Raw genomic sequence first — 19,667 nt, forward strand, 5'->3', positions numbered from 1 at the left:
TCTCCACGCCCCGTACGACTGTTCGCGGATCGATTCTCCTCGCACGGTCGGGGTGGGGGCGCGGGGGACGGGCCGGAGGGGTCAGTCGACGACGTCGATCACGACCCGGTTGGTCTCGACGCCCGACGCCGTGACGACCGAGACCTCCACCCGGCCCGGTTCCACGTCGGCGGGGAGGGGGACGGTGAGGGAGGCGTCGGTGGGGTTGGCGAAACCGCCGGGGACCGGGACGAGGGGCACATGGGTGTGGACCGGGCCGATGCGGACCACCAGGCGGGTCAGCGGGTCGGGGGCTCCCGCGCCGGGCGGGACGAAGCCGCAGCCGCGGATCTCGATGTCGTCGCCCGTACGGATCGGGGCGTCGAGGTCACCGGCCTCCCGGGACCGGACCACCGAGTGGATCGTGGGGCGGACGCCCTCGGTGCACTTGGCGGCGAGGTGCCAGGCGGCCGAGACGCCGAGGAGCACGACGAGGGACCAGGGCACCTCGGGGAGCCGGGAGGGGTCGCGGGCCAGGCCGACGGCGGTGAGGGCGAGGACGGAGACGGAGACGAGGAGGTACTGGACATCGGCGAGGGCGGCCCGGCCACCGTCGTCGCAGAGCAGGTCGGCGGCGCGGGGACGGTCGGCGCGGACCTTCTGGAGGCGGCCGGAGGCGGTCCCGGCCGAGACGACGAGACGGGCGGTCACGGTGACGGCCGCCACCAGGGCGAGGACGGACAGGAGGCCCGCGCCACGCGCCAGGGCGAAGGGGGTCGCGCCGGGTGACAGGAAGGTGAGGAAGAGGAGGGTGTAGCCGAGGAGGAGGAGCCAGACGGCGGCGACGGCCTGGGGGGTGGAGAGCCGGTTGTCCTCACCGAGCAGGGGGGCGAGCAGACCACCGCGGGAGCGGTGGGCGTGGGCGGCGGCGCTGAGGAGGAGGGCGAGGACCAGGGCGGTGCAGAGACCGGCCGTCCGGGCCCCGGTCCAGCCCGTCTGGATCGCGGTGAGGGCCTGGCCGAGGAGAAGGGCGAGGACGGCTCCCCAGACGGCACCGAGGCCGCCGCGGTGCACCCGGTCGAGCCAGGCGAGTCCGGCCTCGCGCCCGTGGGCTCCGACCGCGCGGGCGGACTGGGCCAGTTCGTCGGAGACCCATTGGCGGGCGGCGACCGGGGAGTGGGCGACCGCGGCGGGGACGCCGTGGCCGGTGGCGAGTTCGTCGCGGCGGGCGAGGAAGGCCGCGACGGCGCGCCGGTGTCCGGCTTGCCCGCAGTGGGCGCAGCCCGTGCAGGCCGTCGCGTGTCCGCCGTACTGTCTCGCCTCTTGAACCGCCACGGTGCTCACTCCCGAGCTCACTTCACGACACGTGCCGGTGCGCCCCGAGCGGTCAACCAGCTTTCGATTTAACGGAATTGTGTCTTACCGGCGGCTCTCGCGGATGCTTCTTCGCGCCCTGCCGGGGAGTGATTGCCGCGACATCTCATTGACGTACAGAAAGGTGAGGCGATCGTGTTACGACAGGAGTTCGGGCTCTGTTCGGCTGATCTTGCGCCAGAGCGGCTGGTAGTTGATCCAGGCGACGAGGTCGGTGCCGAGCTGTTCGCGGGTGGCGACGGCCTCGCGGTGGTCGATGAGGACCGGTTTGCCTGCCGCGCGGGCGGTCAGCTGGATCTGGGCGGCGCGTTCGAGGGAGAGGAACCACCAGGCGGCGGCATCGACGGAGGTCCCGACGGTGAGGAGTCCGTGGTTGCGGAGGACGATCGCTTTGAAGGTGCCGAGGGCGACGGCGACGCGGCGGGCCTCTTCCGGGTCGACGGTGACTCCGGTGTAGGCGTCGTAGAGGGCGTGGTCCTGGTAGAAGGCGCAGGCCTCCTGGGTGATCGGGTCGAGGAGTTCGCCGAGCGCGGCCAGGGCCCGTCCGTGGAGGGAGTGGGTGTGGGCGACGGCGACGACGTCGGGCCGGGCCCGGTGGACCTGGGCGTGGACGGTGAACGCGGCCTGGTTCACGTGCCGCCCGCCCCGGAGTACCTGTCCGTCGCCGTTGACGAGGACGAGGTCGCTCGCGGTCACCTCGTCGAAGGGCGCCCCGAAGGGGTTCACCCAGTAGCAGTCGGGGTGCTCGGGGTCGCGGGCGCTGATGTGGCCGGAGACGCCCTCCTCGTACCCGAGGCGGGCGAAGAGCCGCAGCGCGCCCGCGATCCGCTGTCTGCGGTGGGTGCGTTCCTCCTCGGCCGTCGCGTGGACGGGCGGCATGGCGAAGTGGAGCCGTTCGAGGGGTACGGGGTCGGGTATCGCGCTCATGCGCGGGAAGGTAACGCCCGGCCCGCCAAGTCACCAGAGCCCGGACACGACGAAGCCGCCGGCTCGCGCGGCGGGCGCGGGACGGCGGCTTCGTCGGTCTCAGGGAGCGGGGACGACTACTCCCACTCGATGGTGCCCGGCGGCTTGCTGGTGATGTCGAGGACGACCCGGTTGACGTCGGCGACCTCGTTGGTGATGCGGGTGGAGATCTTGGCCAGCACGTCGTACGGCAGGCGCGACCAGTCGGCCGTCATGGCGTCCTCGGAGGAGACCGGACGGAGGACGATGGGGTGGCCGTAGGTGCGTCCGTCGCCCTGGACTCCCACGGAGCGGACATCGGCGAGCAGGACGACCGGGCACTGCCAGATCTCGCGGTCGAGACCGGCTGCGGTGAGCTCCTCGCGGGCGATGGCGTCGGCCTCGCGCAGCAGGTCCAGGCGCTCCTTGGTGACCTCGCCGACGATGCGGATGCCGAGGCCGGGGCCGGGGAAGGGCTGGCGCTGGACGATCTCCTCGGGCAGGCCGAGTTCCTGGCCGACCATGCGGACCTCGTCCTTGAAGAGCTGGCGCAGCGGCTCGACGAGCTCGAACTCCAGGTCCTCGGGGAGGCCGCCCACGTTGTGGTGGGACTTGATGTTGGCGGTGCCGGTGCCGCCGCCGGACTCGACGATGTCCGGGTACAGGGTGCCCTGGACCAGGAAGGCGACCTCGGGGCCCTCCTCCTGGAGGATGTCCAGCTGCGCCTGCTCGAAGACGCGGATGAACTCGCGGCCGATGATCTTCCGCTTGGTCTCGGGGTCGGAGACGCCGGCGAGGGCGGTGAGGAAGCGCTCCTGCGCGTCGACGACGACCAGGTTGGCGCCGGTGGCGGCGACGAAGTCCTTCTCGACCTGCTCGGTCTCGTTCTTCCGCATCAGGCCGTGGTCGACGTAGACGCAGGTGAGCTGGGAGCCGATGGCCTTCTGGACGAGCGCGGCGGCCACGGCGGAGTCGACGCCGCCGGAGAGACCGCAGATGGCGCGCTTGGTGCCGACCTGCGCGCGGATGGCCGCGACCTGCTCCTCGATCACGTTGCCCGTGGTCCAGCTGGGCTCGATGCCCGCGCCTCGGTACAGGAAGTGCTCCAGGATCTGCTGACCGTGGGTGGAGTGCAGCACCTCGGGGTGGTACTGGACGCCGTAGAGCTTCTTCTCGTCGTTCTCGAAGGCGGCGACGGGCACGACGTCCGTGGACGCGGTGACGGTGAAGCCCTCGGGGGCGGCGGAGCAGGCGTCGCCGTGCGACATCCACACCGGCTGCTCGACCGGGGTGCCCTCGAAGAGGGTGGAACCGGCCTTGGAGACGTGCAGCGCGGTGCGGCCGTACTCGCGGGCGCCGGTGTTGTCGACGGTGCCGCCGAGGGTGGTCGCCATCAGCTGGAAGCCGTAGCACATGCCGAAGACGGGGACACCCGCCTCGAAGAGGGCCCGGTCGAGGCGGGGGGCGTTCTCCGCGTACACGGAGGACGGGCCGCCGGAGAGGATGATCGCCTTCGGGTTCTTGGCCAGCATCTCGGCCACCGGCATGGTGGACGGGACGATCTCGCTGTAGACCCGGGCCTCACGGACGCGGCGGGCGATGAGCTGGGCGTACTGGGCGCCGAAGTCGACAACGAGGACTACGTCCGGGTTGGTGACGTCGGGCGCGGCAGCGGGGGTCGCTGATGACACTACGGCGGCCTTCCGGCGGTAGGAGGGGGTCCCCCGAAGGGGGGTGCTATCTGTCGATTCTACCGGCGCGCCGGTGACGCTTCTCGTCTCACCATCCGAACCCGGTGGGCTCCGGGGGCGCGGCAGGGGCCATACTGTCCACATGCGCGAGTTCACGACCTTCGTCTTTACCTATGGCATCCGGCCCACCGGCTGCCATGGTCGTGCTGCTTGAGCAACTGACGAGCGACTTCCCAGGCGCCCCGGGCCGACAGGCCCGGGGCGCTCTGTCGTTTCCGGGCCTGGTCGCTCCGGGGCGGCCCGGGTCCGGCACCGCCGGGCCCGCCCGACACCTCAGGAGCCCCACCATGACGCAGACCACCACGTCCGAGAAGACCGGCGCCCGTACGGACGAGGCGGCGGCGCTGATCGGCGACGCGCGCGAGCGGATCGACGCGCTGGACGACCGGATCATCGGTCTGATCCAGGAGCGGACGGCGGTCTCGGCCGTCATCCAGGAGGCCCGGATCTCCTCGGGCGGCCGTCGGGTGAACCTGGCGCGCGAGATGGAGGTCCTCGGCCACTACCGGGACGCGCTGGGCAAGCCGGGCACGGCGCTGGCGATGACGATGCTGGAGCTGTGCCGGGGCCGTATCTGAGGATGCCGTGCGCCGGGGCGTCCCGGCGCGCGCCGGAGGGCGCGGTCCGCGTGTGAGCGAGGGCCCGCATCTGAGTTCGGTCCCGCTCTCACCCGTACGGCGCGTGACCGGCCCGGAGCCGACTTCGTTGGTCCGGGTGTCCGTGCCAGCCAGGGGCGGGCCCGCAGGAAACCACGCGTGGACTTCGCTGGGGCGTGTGGCGTACCTCTGGTACGCCGTGGGACCTCGCGCCAGCGCTCGTGACCGGGCAGCAGGGGACAGCAGCCCGGTCGCCCAAAAGGGCGGTCGGCCCCGAGGACGCTCGGGGCCGACCGCAACCGGCTCGTCCGGCGGCGGCCCCCACGATCGCCGGCACCCCACCGCACTGTACGAACCTCCGGACCCGGGACGCCCGGACCCCGGAATCCGTCCCGTCCCCTCCCCCTCTCCCTCCCCTTTTCTCTTCCCTTCCCCTCCCGCACGGCGCACCCCCCGGCGCCGTGCCGCTCGGTACCGGCGTCACCCTGACACCGGTACCGACGCCAAGGGCCCCGTGCCGCGACCGGAATCGCGCCACGGGGCCCTTGTTCGTACCCTCGCGCCCCCTCGCCCACGGGACGTGACGCGCGTCACATGGAGATTGTGGGCAACCGCTACAACCAATCCCGGCGGTCACGGGTCATCTATGCGGCACCACCAAGAACTGGAAGGGCGCTGCACTCGGAGGGGGGTGCAGCGCCCTTTCTGTCTTCCGGGGCGGCACCCGCCTTCCCCTGCCGCCCCGGGCCTTCCACAGGACCCTCTCCCGGCCCTCCCGCACCCGAGGGCCCTCACGCCTTCTTCGTCCTCGCGCTCTTCTTCGGCGGTACGGCCGGGATGCCGAGGAACGGCAGGCGCAGGGCGCCGAAGGCCTCGGCCGGGACCGCGGGGGACCTGGGTTCGACCGCCGTGAGCCGGACGTACGCCTCACCCTGGCGCGGGCGGACGTCCTCCTCCCCCTTGTTCGGCCAGAAGGACATCGCGCGTTCGGCCTGCGCGGTGATGGTCAGGGACGGATTGACGCCGAGGTTGGCGGAGACGGCCGCCCCGTCGACGACGGAGATCCCTGGATGGCCGTAGAGCCGGTGGTACGGGTCGATGACACCGGAGTCGGTGTCGGCGCCGATCGGGCAGCCGCCGAGGAAGTGGGCGGTGAGCGGGGTGCCCATCAGTTCGCCGATGTTGGAGCCCGCGAAGCCGTTGATCTCCTCGGCGAGGAGGGTGGCGGCCCGGGTGGCCTCGGCGATCTGTACCGGGTTCGGCGCGCCGTGTCCCTGGCGGGCCGTGAGCAGGCCCTTTCCGAGTCCGCCGGGCTTGCGGTAGGTCGTCAGGGAATTGTCGAGTGACTGCATGACCAGACCGATGATGGTCCGCTCGGACCAGTGCCGGTTGGAGAGCGAGCGGGCGGCGAGGGCGGGGTGCCTGAGCATGTTGAGGAACCAGGCGCGGACCCGGTGGGCCCCGTAGGGGACCTGGAGGACGGTCAGGCCGCCCATCGAGTTGGAGCCACGGCCGTACCGCACCGGCTCGATGTGGGTGTGGGCGTCGGGGTGGACCGAGGAGGTGATGGCGACGCCCCGGGTGAAGTCGGCCTTCTTGCCTCCGTACCGCTCGCGGTAGCGCCGCTCGGTGGTCTGGGCGCCGACCAGGCCCTCGGAGTTGGTACGGGTCAGTTCACCGAGCCGCCGGGAGATCCGGGGCAGCAGGCCGGTGTCCTTCATCCGGTGCAGCAGGGTCTGGGTGCCGTACGTGCCCGCCGCGATCACCACCCGGCGGGCGGTGAAGGTCCGGCCCCTGCCCTTGCGCCGCCGGTCGGTGGGGAGGGTCCGCACGGCGAAACCGCCCCGGGAGTCCTCGGTGACGGTGACGACCGTGGTCATGGGGTGGACGGTCGCGCCCGCCTTCTCGGCGAGGTGGAGGTAGTTCTCGTTGAGGGTGTTCTTGGCTCCGTGGCGGCAGCCGGTCATGCATTCGCCGCACTCGGTGCAGGCGCGCCGGGTGGGGCCCGCGCCGCCGAAGTACGGGTCGGGGACCTCGCCGCCGGGCCTCGCCCTCGCCGTGCCGTCGGCGTCGGAGCCGTCGCCGAAGAAGACGCCGACCGGGGCCATGTGGAAGGTGTCGCCGATGCCCATGGCCTGGGCGGCGGCCTTCAGGTGCACGTCGGAGGGGGTCGTCGTCGGGTTGAGCCGGACGCCGAGCATCCGCTGGGCCTGGTCGTAGTAGGGCCGCAGCTCGTCCTGCCAGTCCGTGATGTCCCGCCACTGCGGGTCGTCGAAGAACGGCTCCGGCGGTACGTAGAGGGTGTTGGCGTAGTTGAGGGAGCCGCCGCCGACGCCCGCGCCCGCCAGCACCATGACGTTGCCGAGCAGATGGATGCGCTGGATGCCGTAGAGACCCAGGGCGGGGGCCCACAGGAAGTTCTTCACGTCCCAGGAGTTCTTCGGCAGGGTCGCGCGGGTGAAGCGGCGGCCCGCCTCCAGTACGCCGACCCGGTAGCCCTTCTCGGTGAGCCGCAGGGCGGTGACCGAACCGCCGAAGCCGGAGCCGACGACGAGGACGTCGTAGTCGTACCCGTCGTCGGCGTCGTCCGGCCTGCTCGCTTCCTGATTCCGGGCAGGGGGTACCGCGGTCATGGCTCTCCTCGGACGAAAAGGGGCGGGACTCGTACGGAAAAGGGCGGAACTCGTACGGGAAGACACGAGGCTCGTACGGGCAGGGGCGGAGCCCGTACGAGAGGGGCGGGGGTCGCACGGAGGGGCGGAGTCCGTACGGCTCCGGGGCGGGGGCCGTGCGCCGGAGGGGCGGGGGCGGCGGTCAGCGCAGGCGCAGGGCCTTCATCACCTTCAGGGACGTGGTCATGAACGCGGCGTACTTCTCGTCGTCCATGCCGAAGGAGGGGGCGAGCGGCATCAGCCGCTGCTGGGCGACGGTCTGGGCCTCGGTGTACTTGAGGATGCCCTCGGAACCGTGGCGGCGGCCGAGCCCGGAGTCCTTCATGCCGCCCATCGGGGACTGCACGCTGCCGTAGGCGGGGGCGTACCCCTCGTTGATGTTGACGGTGCCGGTGCGCAGCCGGGCCGCGACGGCGTGGCCCCGGCGGGAGTCCTTCGTCCAGACCGAGGAGTTCAGGCCGTACGGGGTGGCGTTGGCCAGGCGGACGGCCTCGTCCTCGTCGGTGAAGCGGTAGACCGAGACGACCGGGCCGAAGGTCTCCTCGGCACAGACGGCCATCGGGGCTTCGACGCCGTCGAGGATGGTCGGCTCGTAGAAGAGGGGGCCGATGTCGGGGCGCGCGACGCCGCCCGCGACGAGCCGGGCACCCTTGGCGACGGCCTCCTCGACGTGCTGGGTGACGGTCTCCAGCTGCCGGGCGCCGACGAGGGAGCCCATGTCGGCCCCGTACGCGAGGGAGTTGCCGAGCCGCATGGCCTTGGTGCGGGCGGCGAAGCGGTCGAGGAAGGCGTCCGCGACGGACTCGTGGACGTAGAGGCGCTCGATGGAGATGCAGAGCTGGCCCGCGGAGGAGAAGCAGGCGCGGACGGCGCCGGCGGCGGCCTTCTCGATGTCGGCGTCCCGCAGGACGAGCATCGCGTTCTTGCCGCCGAGCTCCAGGGTGACGCCGACGAGGCGGGCGGCGGCGCCCTGGGCGACCTCCCGGCCGGTGCGGGTCGAGCCGGTGAAGGACACGTAGTCGGCGTGCTTGACGACCTCGGGGCCGACGACCGGGCCCTCGCCGAGGACGACCTGGAAGACCCCGGCGGGCAGCCCGGCCTCGATGAGCAGGTCACGGGCCCACAGTGCGGTGAGCGCGGTCTCCGTGTCGGGCTTCATGACGACGGCGTTGCCCGCGACGAAGGCGGGGAGCGCGTCGCCGACGGACAGCTCCAGGGGGTAGTTCCAGGGCGCGATCTGGCCGACGACACCGCGCGGCTGGCGCAGCTCGGTGACCTTGGTCAGGGTCGGGACGACGCCGGTGTGGTGCTTGGGGCCGAGGTACTTGGGGGCCTTGCGGCCGTAGTGGCGGGCGGCGACGGCCACCGCCTGCACCTCCTCGTGGGCGTGCAGGCGGGCCTTGCCGGTCTCCAGCTGGATCAGGTCGAGGACCTCGGACTGGCGCTGGAGGACGAGGTCGTGGAAGCGCAGGAGGACGGCGGCGCGGACCCTGACCGGGACGGCGGCCCAGACGGGCTGGGCCGCACGCGCGCGCGTGAAGGCCTCGGCGACGTCCTCGGGGGTGGACTCGGGCAGCTCCGCGAGCCGGTCCCCGGTGAAGGGGCTGTGGTTGGCGGTCCGTCCGGAGCCGACGACGCCACGGGTGAGCCGGGCGACCACCTCGGGCGTCACGACGTCGGCGGCGGTACGCGCGCCTGCGGGCGCGGGCGCGACCGGGTTGGTCGCCCCGGCGGGCGCGGCGGCTCCGGTCCGCTGGGCGGAGGCGTCGGGAACCGGGGGGGCGGAGGGGGCCTGCGAGTCCGTCATGAGGGCGAGCGTAGGCCGCGTTCCGCTCTTTGGGTACCCGTCGGTAACGCGTTTTCGCCGGGTGCGCCCATCGCGCCAGCGATCACTGGCACATAAGCCCTGATCAGCGGGTTGTGGCTGGCGGAGGGGCGCGCCGGAGATTCTTCACCCGTTGGCGGGTACGCGCCGGGGGCCCGGCGCGTACCCGCGCGGCCGTTCAGTCGCCCGGGGCCCGCCAGTGCTGGAGGACCACGTCGAACTGCTCCCGGGTGGTCTCCCAGCTGGACTCGGGCGAGGACATGTAGATCGCGTACTCGGTGCCGTCGTCCGCGTAGTAGATCTGGTCGATGGCGTGCCGGGGGCCGGGGAAGTTCTTCTTCTCCGTCCAGGTGAACTCCCACAGGCAGGAACGCACCTGGTCGCGGTAGGCCGTCTGGACGAGTTTGACCCGGGTGTAGTCCATCCGCCGCTGGAGCGCGCGCTCCAGGTCGAGCGCGTGCATGTACGGGTTCTCGTAGTCGGGGTTGCGGTCGATGCTGATCCGGATGCGGTGCCGGCCGTTGTCCGGGGTGTAGTCGATCTGGTCGCCCTCCAACTGCCGCTTCCAGCCGTCCGGCACGACGAGGCTGAAGCCCGCCGGGTCCTCGACGCGGTGCCAGCCGTCCGGGACCGCGTTCGCCTTCTCGCGGACGGCGGGGGCGCTGGACCGCGGAGGGGTCGTGGGGGCGGGCGCGCTGGTCGTGGTCCGGCCGCCTTCGCCGCCCCGGTCACCGCCCAGGTGGTTCATCGTGGCGAAGACGGCGCCGCCCGCGACGAGCCCGGCGACCACGGCGGCCAGGGCGACGGTCCGCCAGCGGCCCCGGCCGCCCCCGGCCGGGGGCGGCGGTACGGCGGTGGGGTGGGAGGGGGGCCAGGAGCCCGGCCCGGAAGGGGACGGAGAGAGGGTGTGGGGCGGCTGTGGCCACTGACTCGTGGGGGCCGGGACGGTCGCACCGGGGGCGTCCTTCGCACCGGGGGGCTCGGCCGTACCACTGGACCCGCTGGTCGCTTGGGTCCCGCTGGACCTGCTCGCCGCATGAATCTCACCGGCCCCGCTGGTCTCGCGGACCCCATCAGCCCGGTCAGCCCCACCAGCCCTGTGAGTCCCGCTGTCCCCGCCGTCCCCGGCGTCCTCACCCAGTTCCACCAGATCGGAGGGGTCCAGCGAGCCCGCCGGACCGCCGCCCCGGCCGCCGCCCCGGCCGCCGCCCCGGCCCTCGCCGGTCGGCTCCAGTTCCTCCCGGCTCACCCGCTGCGTCGGGACGAAGGCCTGTGCCGCCTCCGGCGTCCGGCCCTCCATCGCTTCGAGGAGCATCCGCTCGGCCTCGTCCGCGCGCGGACGCTGGTCGGGGTCCTTGCGCAGCAGGGCCACGATGACGGGGGCCAGCGGGCCCGCCTTCAGCGGGCGGGACGGCTCCTCGCTGACCACGGCCTGCATGGTGCTGATCGGAGACGTACGACGGAACGGGGAGGTGCCCTCCACGGCCGCGTACAGGGTGGCGCCGAGGGACCACAGGTCCGAGGCGGGCCCCGGATCGCCGCCGCGTACCCGCTCGGGCGCCAGATAGTCGATCGAGCCGACGAGTTCACCCGTACGGGTGATCGTCGAGTCGCCTTCGATGGCCGCGATCCCGAAGTCGGTGATCAGGACGCGTCCGTCGCGCGCGAGGAGGACGTTGCCCGGCTTGACGTCCCGGTGCAGCACTCCCGCCTCGTGCGCGGCGCGCAGCGCGCCGACGACGTGCAGCCCGATCCTGGCCGCCTCGCGCGGCTCGATCGTGCCCGCCTCCTTGGCGGCGTCGGCGAGCGACGGCCCGTCGACGTACTGCATCACGATCCACGGCCGGTCGTCGTGTTCCAGGACGTCGTGGACCGTGACGACGCCGGGGTGCGTGATCCGCGCGGCGGCTCTCGCCTCCTTCTGCGTGCGGGCGTGCAGCACCAGCCGGTCGGCCTCCGCCACGAACCGACCCGCCGTCAGTTCCTTCACCGCCACCACGCGGTGCAGCACCTCGTCGTGCGCGCGCCAGACCTTGCCCATGCCGCCGCGCCCGATGGCCTCGCCCAGTCGGTAGCGCCCGGCGAGCAGCAGTCCCTCGCCTGTGCTCTGAGAATGTTCCACTTGCCCCCGCCCGTTCCTTCGGATGCCAGGTTACGGAGGGGGGTACGGACGACGGAACCTCGGGGCGGTCATAGGAACAGCACTGTGACCGGGGGCCGATGGGCGTTCCGTGACCGCCACGGAACCCGCGGCCGTCCCGGTGCTGCTCAGCGGCCCGGACGGAACGCCTTCGTCGCCTCGTCGAAGATCTCGGACACCTTGTCACTGTCGACGTAGGGGCCGATGACCTGCACGACGTGGTACCGCCCGCCGTCGACCAGGGCCAGGTTGCGGACGAAGACCTGACGGCCCGTGCCGTCCAGCCACCAGTAACTGCCGGTGGCCGTCGCCGTCCTGCCGATGTCGACCCGGCGGGTCCTCTCCGCGCCCGACCAGCTCGACGCCCGCCACGGATCCAGCTCCCGCTCCCTGGTGTTCTGGTACTCCAGCGGGTCGGAACCGTTCTCCCGGACGCTGTCCCGGCCGGGCACCACGATCATCGTGAAGTCCCCTCCGGTGTAGCGGACCTGCCCGGCGTCGTTGATCGGGCTGCGCCGCCAGCCGTTCGGCACCCCGATCCGGAAGCCCTCCGGGTCCTTCCGCAGGGCGTATCCGGCGGCGAGCGCGGGTGCCGAGGTGTCCGCGGGGGGCGGGGTGGTGCGCGGGGCGGTCGGCCGGGCGGTCGTCGCCGAAGGGCCGCCGGTGGGCGGGGTGGTGCCGGAGTTCCGGGCCGCGCCGGACGGGGCGGGACCGGTGGCGGTGGGACCGTTCGGCGTCTCCCCGTCACCGGGCAGGACCAGGACGGCGTACGCGACCGCCCCGCCGAGCAGGAGGAAGACCAGGACCACGAGGGTGCGGCCGAGGGACTTCGGCGTGCCGGAGCCGGGGCGCCGGGCGGCCGAGGACCGCGCGGTACGGGGCGCCCGCTGCGGGATCTCCTCGTGGAAGTCCTGCGGGTGCTGGTCCCCGCCGAAGCCGCCGAATCCCCCGAACCGCCCGCGCCCGCCCCGACGCGGTTCGTCGTCGAAGTCGTCACGGAAGTCCTGCCGCGCCGGGGCATGGCGGGGACCGTCGTCGAAGTCGTCGTGCGGGTCCCGGCGGGGGCCGTCGTGGAAGTCCTGGCCAGGGTCCCCGGCACCGGGACCGAACTCCTCGTGGGCACCGCCCGGTCCGTGCTCGGCGTACCCGGGTTCCGGCCGCTCGTGACCGGGGCCCGACCGCTCGTACCCGGCCGGTACGCGGCCGGTCCCGTACTCGGGCGGCTGTCCGGACCCGCGCGGGGACGGCGGGCGCGGCTCCTTGCCCCGCTTGTGACGGTGGCGGCCCGCGCCCGCCGATCCGCGCCGACGGCGCACCAGCTCACCGCGTCTGCGCACGATCGGCAGCCGCGCCTCGTCGAAGGGCGGCGGCGGTACGGTCCCGGCGCCCATCTCCGGTTCCGGGGCGGAGCGCACCAGGGACCGCAGCCAGCCCCGCAGCTCCTCGAAGTCGGGCCGCTCGGTCGGGTCCTGACGCAGCAGGGACTCCACGACCGGGCGCAGCGGACCGCACTCCTCCGCGAAGGCGGGCGGTTCGGCGCAGACCAGCTGGACCAGTTCGGCCGCGTTGTCCTCCGGATAGGGCGCGTGGCCCTGGACGGCCCGGTAGAGGAGCGCGCCGAGGGCCCACAGGTCGGTGGCGGGGCCGATCGGCGGGGCGAGGCGCCAGTTCTCGTGGACGGGACCGGCCTGTTCGGGCGCCCAGCGCTCGGTGACCGCCCCGACGACCGCGATCCGGGTCTGCCGGGCCCGCTCGGCGGCCAGCCGGGTGCCGGGGCCCCGGTACGTCTCCGCCGGGGTCGCGGCGGGCGCGCTCTGCCGGGCGCCGACGGGGACCGGGAAGCGGTCGGGGTCGGGCAGCCGGTCGGGGTCGGGGGTCGCGGCCGTGTATCCGGCGGGCAGCGCGGGGCGACCCGAGCCGGGCAGCACGGGGCCGGAACCGCCCGCGGAGATCGGTGCCGAGCCGTCCCGGGAGGTGTGCGGGCCGTCGCTCCAGTTGCCCGCCAGCATCACGCGCGGCGGCGGACCGGCAGGGGGGTCGGTCGGCCGGGCGCCCTCGTCGTCGTACGGGTCGTCGCCGTCGTCCTCGTCGTCCGCCTCGTCCGCCACCCGTGCCCACCACTGCGGCTCGGGCGAGCCGACCGCCTGGGCCGTGGGCGGCGGGGGCGGGGCGGGCGGGTCCTGCGGCGCGGGGCGCTGGACGGGGAGCGCGCCGCTCTCGCCGATCGCGGCGGCGGCGCGCGCTCCGGCGCGGTAGGCCGCGATGGCTCCGGCCCTCGCCGCCCGGACGTCCGCGGTGGGCGGCGCGGGCGGGGACCCCTGCTCGGCGGGAGCCCCGGCCGACCGCCCGTAGGGGTCGGAGCCGTAGGACCCGGGGGCGGTGCCGTAGGGGGACGCGGAGGCGTCCGCGTCGTCGGGGTCGTGGAGGGTTCCGGCGCCGTGGAGGGCTTCGTGGGCGTCGCTGTGGGCGTCGGCCTCGGCGTGGACGTCGGCGTAGACCTGGGCCCCGGTGGCCGCCTCGACCTGCGTATCGGCGTCGGTGTAGGGGTCGTCGTAGGAATCGCCGTAGGCGTCCGGCAGCTCCGGGTCCGGGTCCGGGGTCCCGTAGGGAACGGGGACAGGGGCGCCGGGGACCACGGGTGCCGGGACGGGCACGAGGCCGCCCGTCTCGTCCGCCCCGTACGGGACCGGCCCGCCGCCCTCCTCGTAGACCTCGGCCTCGTACGGCTCGGAGCCGTACAGCCCGGAGTCGTGCTCCCCGGGCCCGTCGAGGCTCCCGGGCAGCTCGAAGCCGCCGGACTTCTCGAAGCGCCCGGGACCCTCGAATCCCCCGAGGTCCCCGGAGTCCTGGAAGTCCCGGTGATCGTCATGACCCCGGGAATCCTCGGGGTCGTACCTCTCCGGGTGGTGGGCGGTCGGCCTCCGGTCGGCGGGGCTGTTCTCCGGGGCGTGCCAGCCCGAACCGGACGGTTCCGGTTCCGTCTCGGGGACCGGCGCGTACCCGCAGAGGGCCTCTTCGGCGGCGCCCACCGCCAGACCCGAGAGGACCACCCGGCCGTCCTCACAGACCAGCACGGTCCGGGCGGTGATGTTCCGGTGCACCCAGCCGTGGGCGTGCAGCGCGCGCAGGGCGGTGAGGACGTCGGCGCCGATCTCGGCGGCGCGGTACGGGTTGAGGGGCTGCTCGGCGAGGAGCGCGGCCAGCGGACGGGCGGCGACGCGCTCGCTCACTATCCACAGCGAACCGGCCTCCGCGAAGACGTCGAAGACCTGGTCGAGCAGGGGATGGTCGGGGATCTGCGCGGCGGCCTGGGCCGCCTCGATCGCCCGGCGCACGACGGGCTCGGCCGGACGGCGGGTCGCCCGCCCCGCGGCGCCCCGCGCCCCGGCGGACCCGTCCTCGCCGTCGAGCACTTCGGCGTCCACGAACTCCGGCAGCGGCACCTGACGGACCAGGACCTCCTGCCCGCTGTAGGTGTCGAAGGCGCGCGTCTCGGCCAGGTCGTACGCGTCGGCGGGCGCGTCGGCGCCCCCCGGTGGCAGCGGCAGGCGGTAGCGGTCCGCCAGCACTCTTCCCGCGTAGTCGTCCACGACGCCTCCCCCGCGCGCACGCTGTGTCCCCCGCGGCCCGCCGGACCCCCGAGGTCGTGCGGGATCGGGCGGGTCCGTCGATTCCGGTCACGGACCGTGCGGTCGACGGCTCTGTTCGACTGCGTACGGTCCTCGGCCCTCACGATACGTGGGAGCGGTCAGTCCTTGGGGCTGAACGTCCCGAACGCGGTCTCCCGCAGCGTCCGGCACTCCTCGGCGTCCCACTCCTGCGCCGCGCAGCTGACCATGATGGAGTAGCCGCGGTCGGCGTCCACCTTGAAGCCCCGGTTGAGCACATGGACCCGCATGTCCTTCTGGGTCCGCTCGAACTCCCAGTCGGCGACGGTCGGATACCCCTTGTAGGACACCGTCCTGATGCCGACGTGCTTGTACCCCTTGCTGGTGGCGGCCACTCCGAGCTTGGCCAACTCCCAGGCGGCCGCCGCGTCGTCCTTCGGGCTTCCGTTGAAGTCGACCTGGATGCGCGGGAAACCGCCGCTCTCGCTGAAGATCGCGCCGCCGTCGTACCCCGGTATGGCACGCATCCGGAAGTTCGCGGGCATGGCCATGCTGAAGTGGAAACGGGCGTTGGTGACCAGGGCGTATCCGGCGGGCAGGCTCGTGCCCGTGCCCCCGCCGGTGGTCCCCGACGGGGTGACGCCCTTGCCGTTCGACCCTCCGGTGGTACCGGTGCCGTCCGGCTGCGTGCCGCCCTGCTGGCCGGGGCCACCGGGCTGCTGGCCCTTGCCGCCGTCGGAGCTGCCGGAACCGTCCGATCCGTCGCCGCCCGCCGAGGCACCGGCCGATGCGGTGGTGCCGCCGCCCTTGCCCTGGTCGCCCTCCTCGCCACCGCCGAGGGAGACGGCGAGGATCGTGCCGAGCAGGGCGAGCACCACGACGGCCACGATGATGATCAGCGTGCGGCGCGGGACGACGTCGGTGAGCGGGGCGCGCGCCGGGGCGGGACGGCCGGTGCCGTGCGCCTGCGCGGAGTTCACCGCCGCCCTGGGGTGCGGGACCGTCGCGGGCGCGCCCGTCGACGGCCGGTCGGCCTTCGAGGAGACCGCCGCGTTCCGCACGGACTTCAGGGCGCCCCGCATCCGGTCGGCCGTCGCGTCGGGCGCCTTGTCCCGGTCGGCCGCCGGACCCTGCGCGCCCGGCCCCCGCTCGGGGCGGGGCGGCAGCGCCACGACCCTGGTGACCTCGGGCGACACCTCGGGGGTCACGTCGGGCGCGTCGAGGACGGCCCGCAGCAGGACGCGCGCACCTGCGTCGTCGAGGCGCTGGGCGGGGTCCTTGGCGAGCAGCCCGTAGATGACCTTCTCCAGGTCGGGGCCCGCGTTCTTCGGGGGGTCGACCGGTTCGGTCATCACCGCCGTCAGGGTGGCGATGGCGGAGCCCTTGTCGTACGGCGGGCTGCCCTCGACCGCCGCGTAGATCAGACCGCCGAGCGACCACATGTCGGCGGCGGGGCCCGGCTTGTGGCCCCGGGCCCGCTCCGGCGAGATGTACGAGGGCGCGCCGACGAGCATCCCGGTGGAGGTGATCGAGGGGTCGCCCTCCACCTGGGCGATGCCGAAGTCGGTGAGGACGGCCCGGCCGTCCTCGGCGATCAGTACGTTGGACGGCTTCACGTCGCGGTGCAGGATGCCCTCGCGGTGGGCCGAACGCAGCACGTCGAGGATGGCGAGGCCGACCTCGGCGGCGCGCCGGGGCGTGAGCGTGCCGTCCTCGCGCACGGCGTCCGCGAGGGACTTGCCCTCGATGAGCTCCATGACGATCCACGGGCGGTCGTCCTCGTCGACGACGTCGTACACGGTGACGGCGCCGTTGTTGCGGATGCGGGCGATGGCCTTCGCCTCGCGCAGGGTCCGCGTGATGAGGCGGCGCTTCTCGTCCTCGTCGATGCTGGTGGGGAAACGGAGTTCCTTGACGGCGACGGTACGACCGAGGGTCTCGTCGACCGCGCGCCACACCGTGCCCATGCCGCCGCGTCCGAGGACCGCGCCGAGGCGGTAACGGCCCGCGAGGAGGCGGCCCTCGGTGACCGGGTCCTTGCGCGGCCGGGCGCCGCCGGTGGCACGCGCGGTGCCCGCCGGGCGCCCCCGGTCGCTCTCGCCGTCGCCGTCGCCCGCGCCGAACCCGGCGCGGCCGGTGGAGGGCTCGGTGCCGCGCAGCCGCCCGGAGGCGGCGGCCTCCTGACCGTCCTTCACGTCCGGACCGGCGGAGGCGTCCGAACGTTCCGAACCGCTCGGACCACTCGGACCACTCGGACCACTCGGATTGTCAGACGTACCAGGGGTGTCCTCGTCACGGGAGTCACGGGAGTCACGGGAGCCACGCGAAGCACGTGGGTCACCAGAGCCACGCGAGACACCAGAGCCACCGGAAGCACCCGAGCCCCTCGACGCCCGGGGGTCACCGGCGGCACCGGCCTTCCCGGAGGCTCCGGAAGGCACGGAGGCGTCCGCGCCCCCGGCAGCGTCCGCACCGCCCGAGCCGCTCGTGCGCTCCGGCCCGGTCACGCTCTCCGGCCCGGCCGTGACCTCCGGCCCCGTCTCGTCCTCCGGTCCGGTCCCGGCGGCCCGCTCCGGGGAGTCGTCCTCCCCGCGCGGCTTCCGCTCGTCCCGCTCCGGTTCACGCGCGGCCGGAACCGCTCCTCGGTCGCCGTCGGTCGCGGCCCCTGCGGCGTCCCGCCCGGGGTCCTTCGCCGTGTCCCGCGACTGCTCCGCCTCCGACATGCGTCCCCTCTGCGATCCCTGATCTTCGCCGCGTCTGCCGCTTCCCGCGCGATGCGGTAACCCGCCCTGGAAGAGAGCTCATTGTCTCTCACCTCGGCGCGGGCGGCGCCCCCGGGTCCGAACTCCGGGATGACGACGCCCCCGGACACCCCCGGGCTCCCACCCGAACCGGACGACCCGGACGTCCCGTCAGATCGGCACGATGTCCGGTGCTCCGAGCCGTGCGGCGTCCGCCGTCTGGTCGTCGGGCTGCCGCTGCGACTCCCGCTCCGCCTCCACCCGCTTCTCGTAGTGCTCGACCTCCTTCTCGATCTGGCGCTCGTCCCAGCCGAGGACGGGCGCCATCAGCTCGGCGCACTCGCGGGCGCTGCGCGTGCCCCGGTCGAAGGTCTCGATGGAGATCCTGGTCCGCCGGGTGAGGACGTCGTCGAGGTGGCGCGCGCCCTCGTGGGAGGCGGCGTAGACGATCTCGGCGCGCAGATAGTCGTCGGCCGCCGACAGCGGTTCACCGAGCGAGGGGTCCCCGGCGATCAGATCGAGGATCTGTTCCGTCAGGGAGCCGTAGCGGTTGAGGAGGTGCTCGACCCGGACGACATGGAGGCCGGTGCGCGCGGCGATCCTGGCCCGTGCGTTCCACAGGGCGCGGTAGCCCTCGGCCCCGAGCAGCGGGGTGTCCTCGGTGACACAGGGCGCGACGCGCTGGTCGAGTCCGTGCACCGCCTCGTCCACGGCGTCCTTGGCCATGACCCGGTACGTCGTGTACTTGCCGCCCGCCACGACGACGAGGCCCGGCACCGGGTGGGCGACGGTGTGCTCGCGCGAGAGCTTGCTCGTGGCGTCGGACTCGCCCGCGAGCAGGGGCCGCAGTCCCGCGTAGACGCCCTGGACGTCGTCCCGGGTGAGCGGGGTGGAGAGCACGCCGTTCACATGCTCCAGGAGATAGTCGATGTCGGCGCTGGACGCGGCGGGATGGGCCTTGTCGAGGTCCCACTCGGTGTCCGTCGTGCCGACGATCCAGTGTCTGCCCCAGGGGATCACGAACAGCACGGACTTCTCGGTGCGCAGGATGAGTCCGGTGGTCGAGTGGATGCGGTCCTTGGGGACGACGAGGTGGATGCCCTTGGAGGCGCGGACGTGGAACTGGCCGCGCTCGCCGATGAGGGCCTGGGTGTCGTCGGTCCACACCCCGGTCGCGTTGACGATCTGCTTGGCCCTGATCTCGTACGCGGCCCCCGCCTCGACGTCCTGGACGCGGGCGCCGACGACCCGCTCGCCCTCGCGCAGGAAGCCGACGACCCGGGCCCGGCTGGCGACCCTGGCGCCGTAGGACGCGGCGGTGCGCACGAGGGTCGTGACGAAGCGCGCGTCGTCCATCTGGGCGTCGTAGTACTGGAGGGCGCCGACGAGGGCGTCCTTGCGGAGGCAGGGGGCGACCCTCAGGGCGCCGCGCCGCGAGAGGTGCCGGTGGACGGGGAGGCCCCGGCCGTGGCCGGAGGAGAGCGACATGGCGTCGTACAGGGCGACGCCGGAGCCCGCGTAGAACCGCTCCCAGCCCTTGTGCTGGAGGGGGTAGAGGAAGGGCACCGGCTTCACCAGGTGCGGGGCGAGGCGCTCCAGGAGGAGCCCGCGCTCCTTCAGCGCCTCCCGTACGAGGGTGAAGTCCAGCATCTCCAGATAGCGCAGTCCGCCGTGGATGAGCTTGCTGGAGCGGCTGGACGTGCCGGAGGCCCAGTCCCGGGCCTCGACCAGGCCGGTGGAGAGCCCTCTCGTCACCGCGTCGAGGGCGGTCCCGGCGCCGACCACTCCTGCGCCGACGACCAGCACGTCCAGCTCGCGCTCGGCCATGGCCGCGAGCGCCTCGGTGCGCTCGGCGGGTCCCAGTGTCGCTGTCCTCACGGCTGCCGCCTTCCCGTTCTCCGGTTTCCCCCGTCGTTCCGGCACGAGAGCCGGGACCGTGCGGTCCGGCTCACAGCTCGATTCTGTCCCGACCCGGCGACTTCAGCCACCGTCTGACCACCGGCCTGTGGATAACACTCGGCACCCTTCGACCCCCC

At 73.6% G+C, this 19,667-nt stretch carries 10 protein-coding genes; 1 reads left to right on the top strand and 9 read right to left on the bottom strand.

From position 1 onward, the window contains the following. Positions 1 to 81: 81 nt before the first annotated feature. The 3 genes from ACIO92_RS13460 to guaA all read right to left on the bottom strand — a co-directional run bounded on the left by ACIO92_RS13460 (position 82) and on the right by guaA (position 3,989). On the bottom strand, positions 82 to 1,314 hold the full coding sequence (locus ACIO92_RS13460; RefSeq protein ID WP_366439603.1) for a hypothetical protein: 1,233 nt from the start codon (positions 1,312 to 1,314) through the stop codon (positions 82 to 84). 177 nt (positions 1,315 to 1,491) lie between these two features. Continuing rightward, the gene (locus tag ACIO92_RS13465) at positions 1,492 to 2,280 is read right to left on the bottom strand and encodes a class II aldolase/adducin family protein (protein ID WP_366439604.1); all 789 of its coding nucleotides are present in this window, start codon (positions 2,278 to 2,280) and stop codon (positions 1,492 to 1,494) included. A 116-nt stretch (positions 2,281 to 2,396) separates the two neighbouring features. Further along, on the bottom strand, positions 2,397 to 3,989 hold the full coding sequence (gene guaA / locus ACIO92_RS13470) for a glutamine-hydrolyzing GMP synthase (RefSeq protein WP_366439605.1): 1,593 nt from the start codon (positions 3,987 to 3,989) through the stop codon (positions 2,397 to 2,399). Positions 3,990 to 4,336: 347 nt separating this feature from the next. Here guaA and ACIO92_RS13475 point away from each other — a divergent pair, with 347 nt between their 5' ends. After that, on the top strand, positions 4,337 to 4,627 hold the full coding sequence (locus tag ACIO92_RS13475; protein ID WP_401236746.1) for a chorismate mutase: 291 nt from the start codon (positions 4,337 to 4,339) through the stop codon (positions 4,625 to 4,627). 809 nt (positions 4,628 to 5,436) lie between these two features. On the opposite strand, the gene ACIO92_RS13480 is transcribed toward ACIO92_RS13475, so the two are convergent. The 6 genes from ACIO92_RS13480 to ACIO92_RS13505 all read right to left on the bottom strand — a co-directional run bounded on the left by ACIO92_RS13480 (position 5,437) and on the right by ACIO92_RS13505 (position 19,509). Then, entirely contained in the window at positions 5,437 to 7,278 is a 1,842-nt protein-coding gene (locus ACIO92_RS13480) for a GMC oxidoreductase (protein WP_402281299.1), read from the bottom strand. Positions 7,279 to 7,459: 181 nt separating this feature from the next. Further along, complete coding sequence (locus ACIO92_RS13485) at positions 7,460 to 9,124, bottom strand: succinic semialdehyde dehydrogenase (RefSeq protein WP_366439608.1); 1,665 nt, start codon at positions 9,122 to 9,124, stop codon at positions 7,460 to 7,462. 196 nt (positions 9,125 to 9,320) lie between these two features. Further along, positions 9,321 to 11,264 carry a protein kinase gene (locus ACIO92_RS13490; protein WP_402281301.1) on the bottom strand — a complete coding sequence of 648 codons (1,944 nt, stop codon included), beginning with the start codon at positions 11,262 to 11,264 and terminating at the stop codon, positions 9,321 to 9,323. Positions 11,265 to 11,410: 146 nt separating this feature from the next. Then, complete coding sequence (locus ACIO92_RS13495) at positions 11,411 to 14,872, bottom strand: protein kinase (protein ID WP_402281303.1); 3,462 nt, start codon at positions 14,870 to 14,872, stop codon at positions 11,411 to 11,413. Between the two features lie 158 nt (positions 14,873 to 15,030). Further along, positions 15,031 to 17,613 carry a protein kinase gene (locus ACIO92_RS13500; RefSeq protein WP_402281305.1) on the bottom strand — a complete coding sequence of 861 codons (2,583 nt, stop codon included), beginning with the start codon at positions 17,611 to 17,613 and terminating at the stop codon, positions 15,031 to 15,033. Positions 17,614 to 17,802: 189 nt separating this feature from the next. Next, a complete protein-coding gene (locus ACIO92_RS13505; RefSeq protein ID WP_366439612.1) occupies positions 17,803 to 19,509 on the bottom strand; it encodes a glycerol-3-phosphate dehydrogenase/oxidase in 1,707 nt (568 codons plus the stop codon). Between the last annotated feature and the right edge of the window lie 158 nt (positions 19,510 to 19,667).

It is taken from the genome of Streptomyces sp. NPDC087215, from assembly GCF_044744885.1.
Taxonomy (GTDB): domain Bacteria; phylum Actinomycetota; class Actinomycetes; order Streptomycetales; family Streptomycetaceae; genus Streptomyces.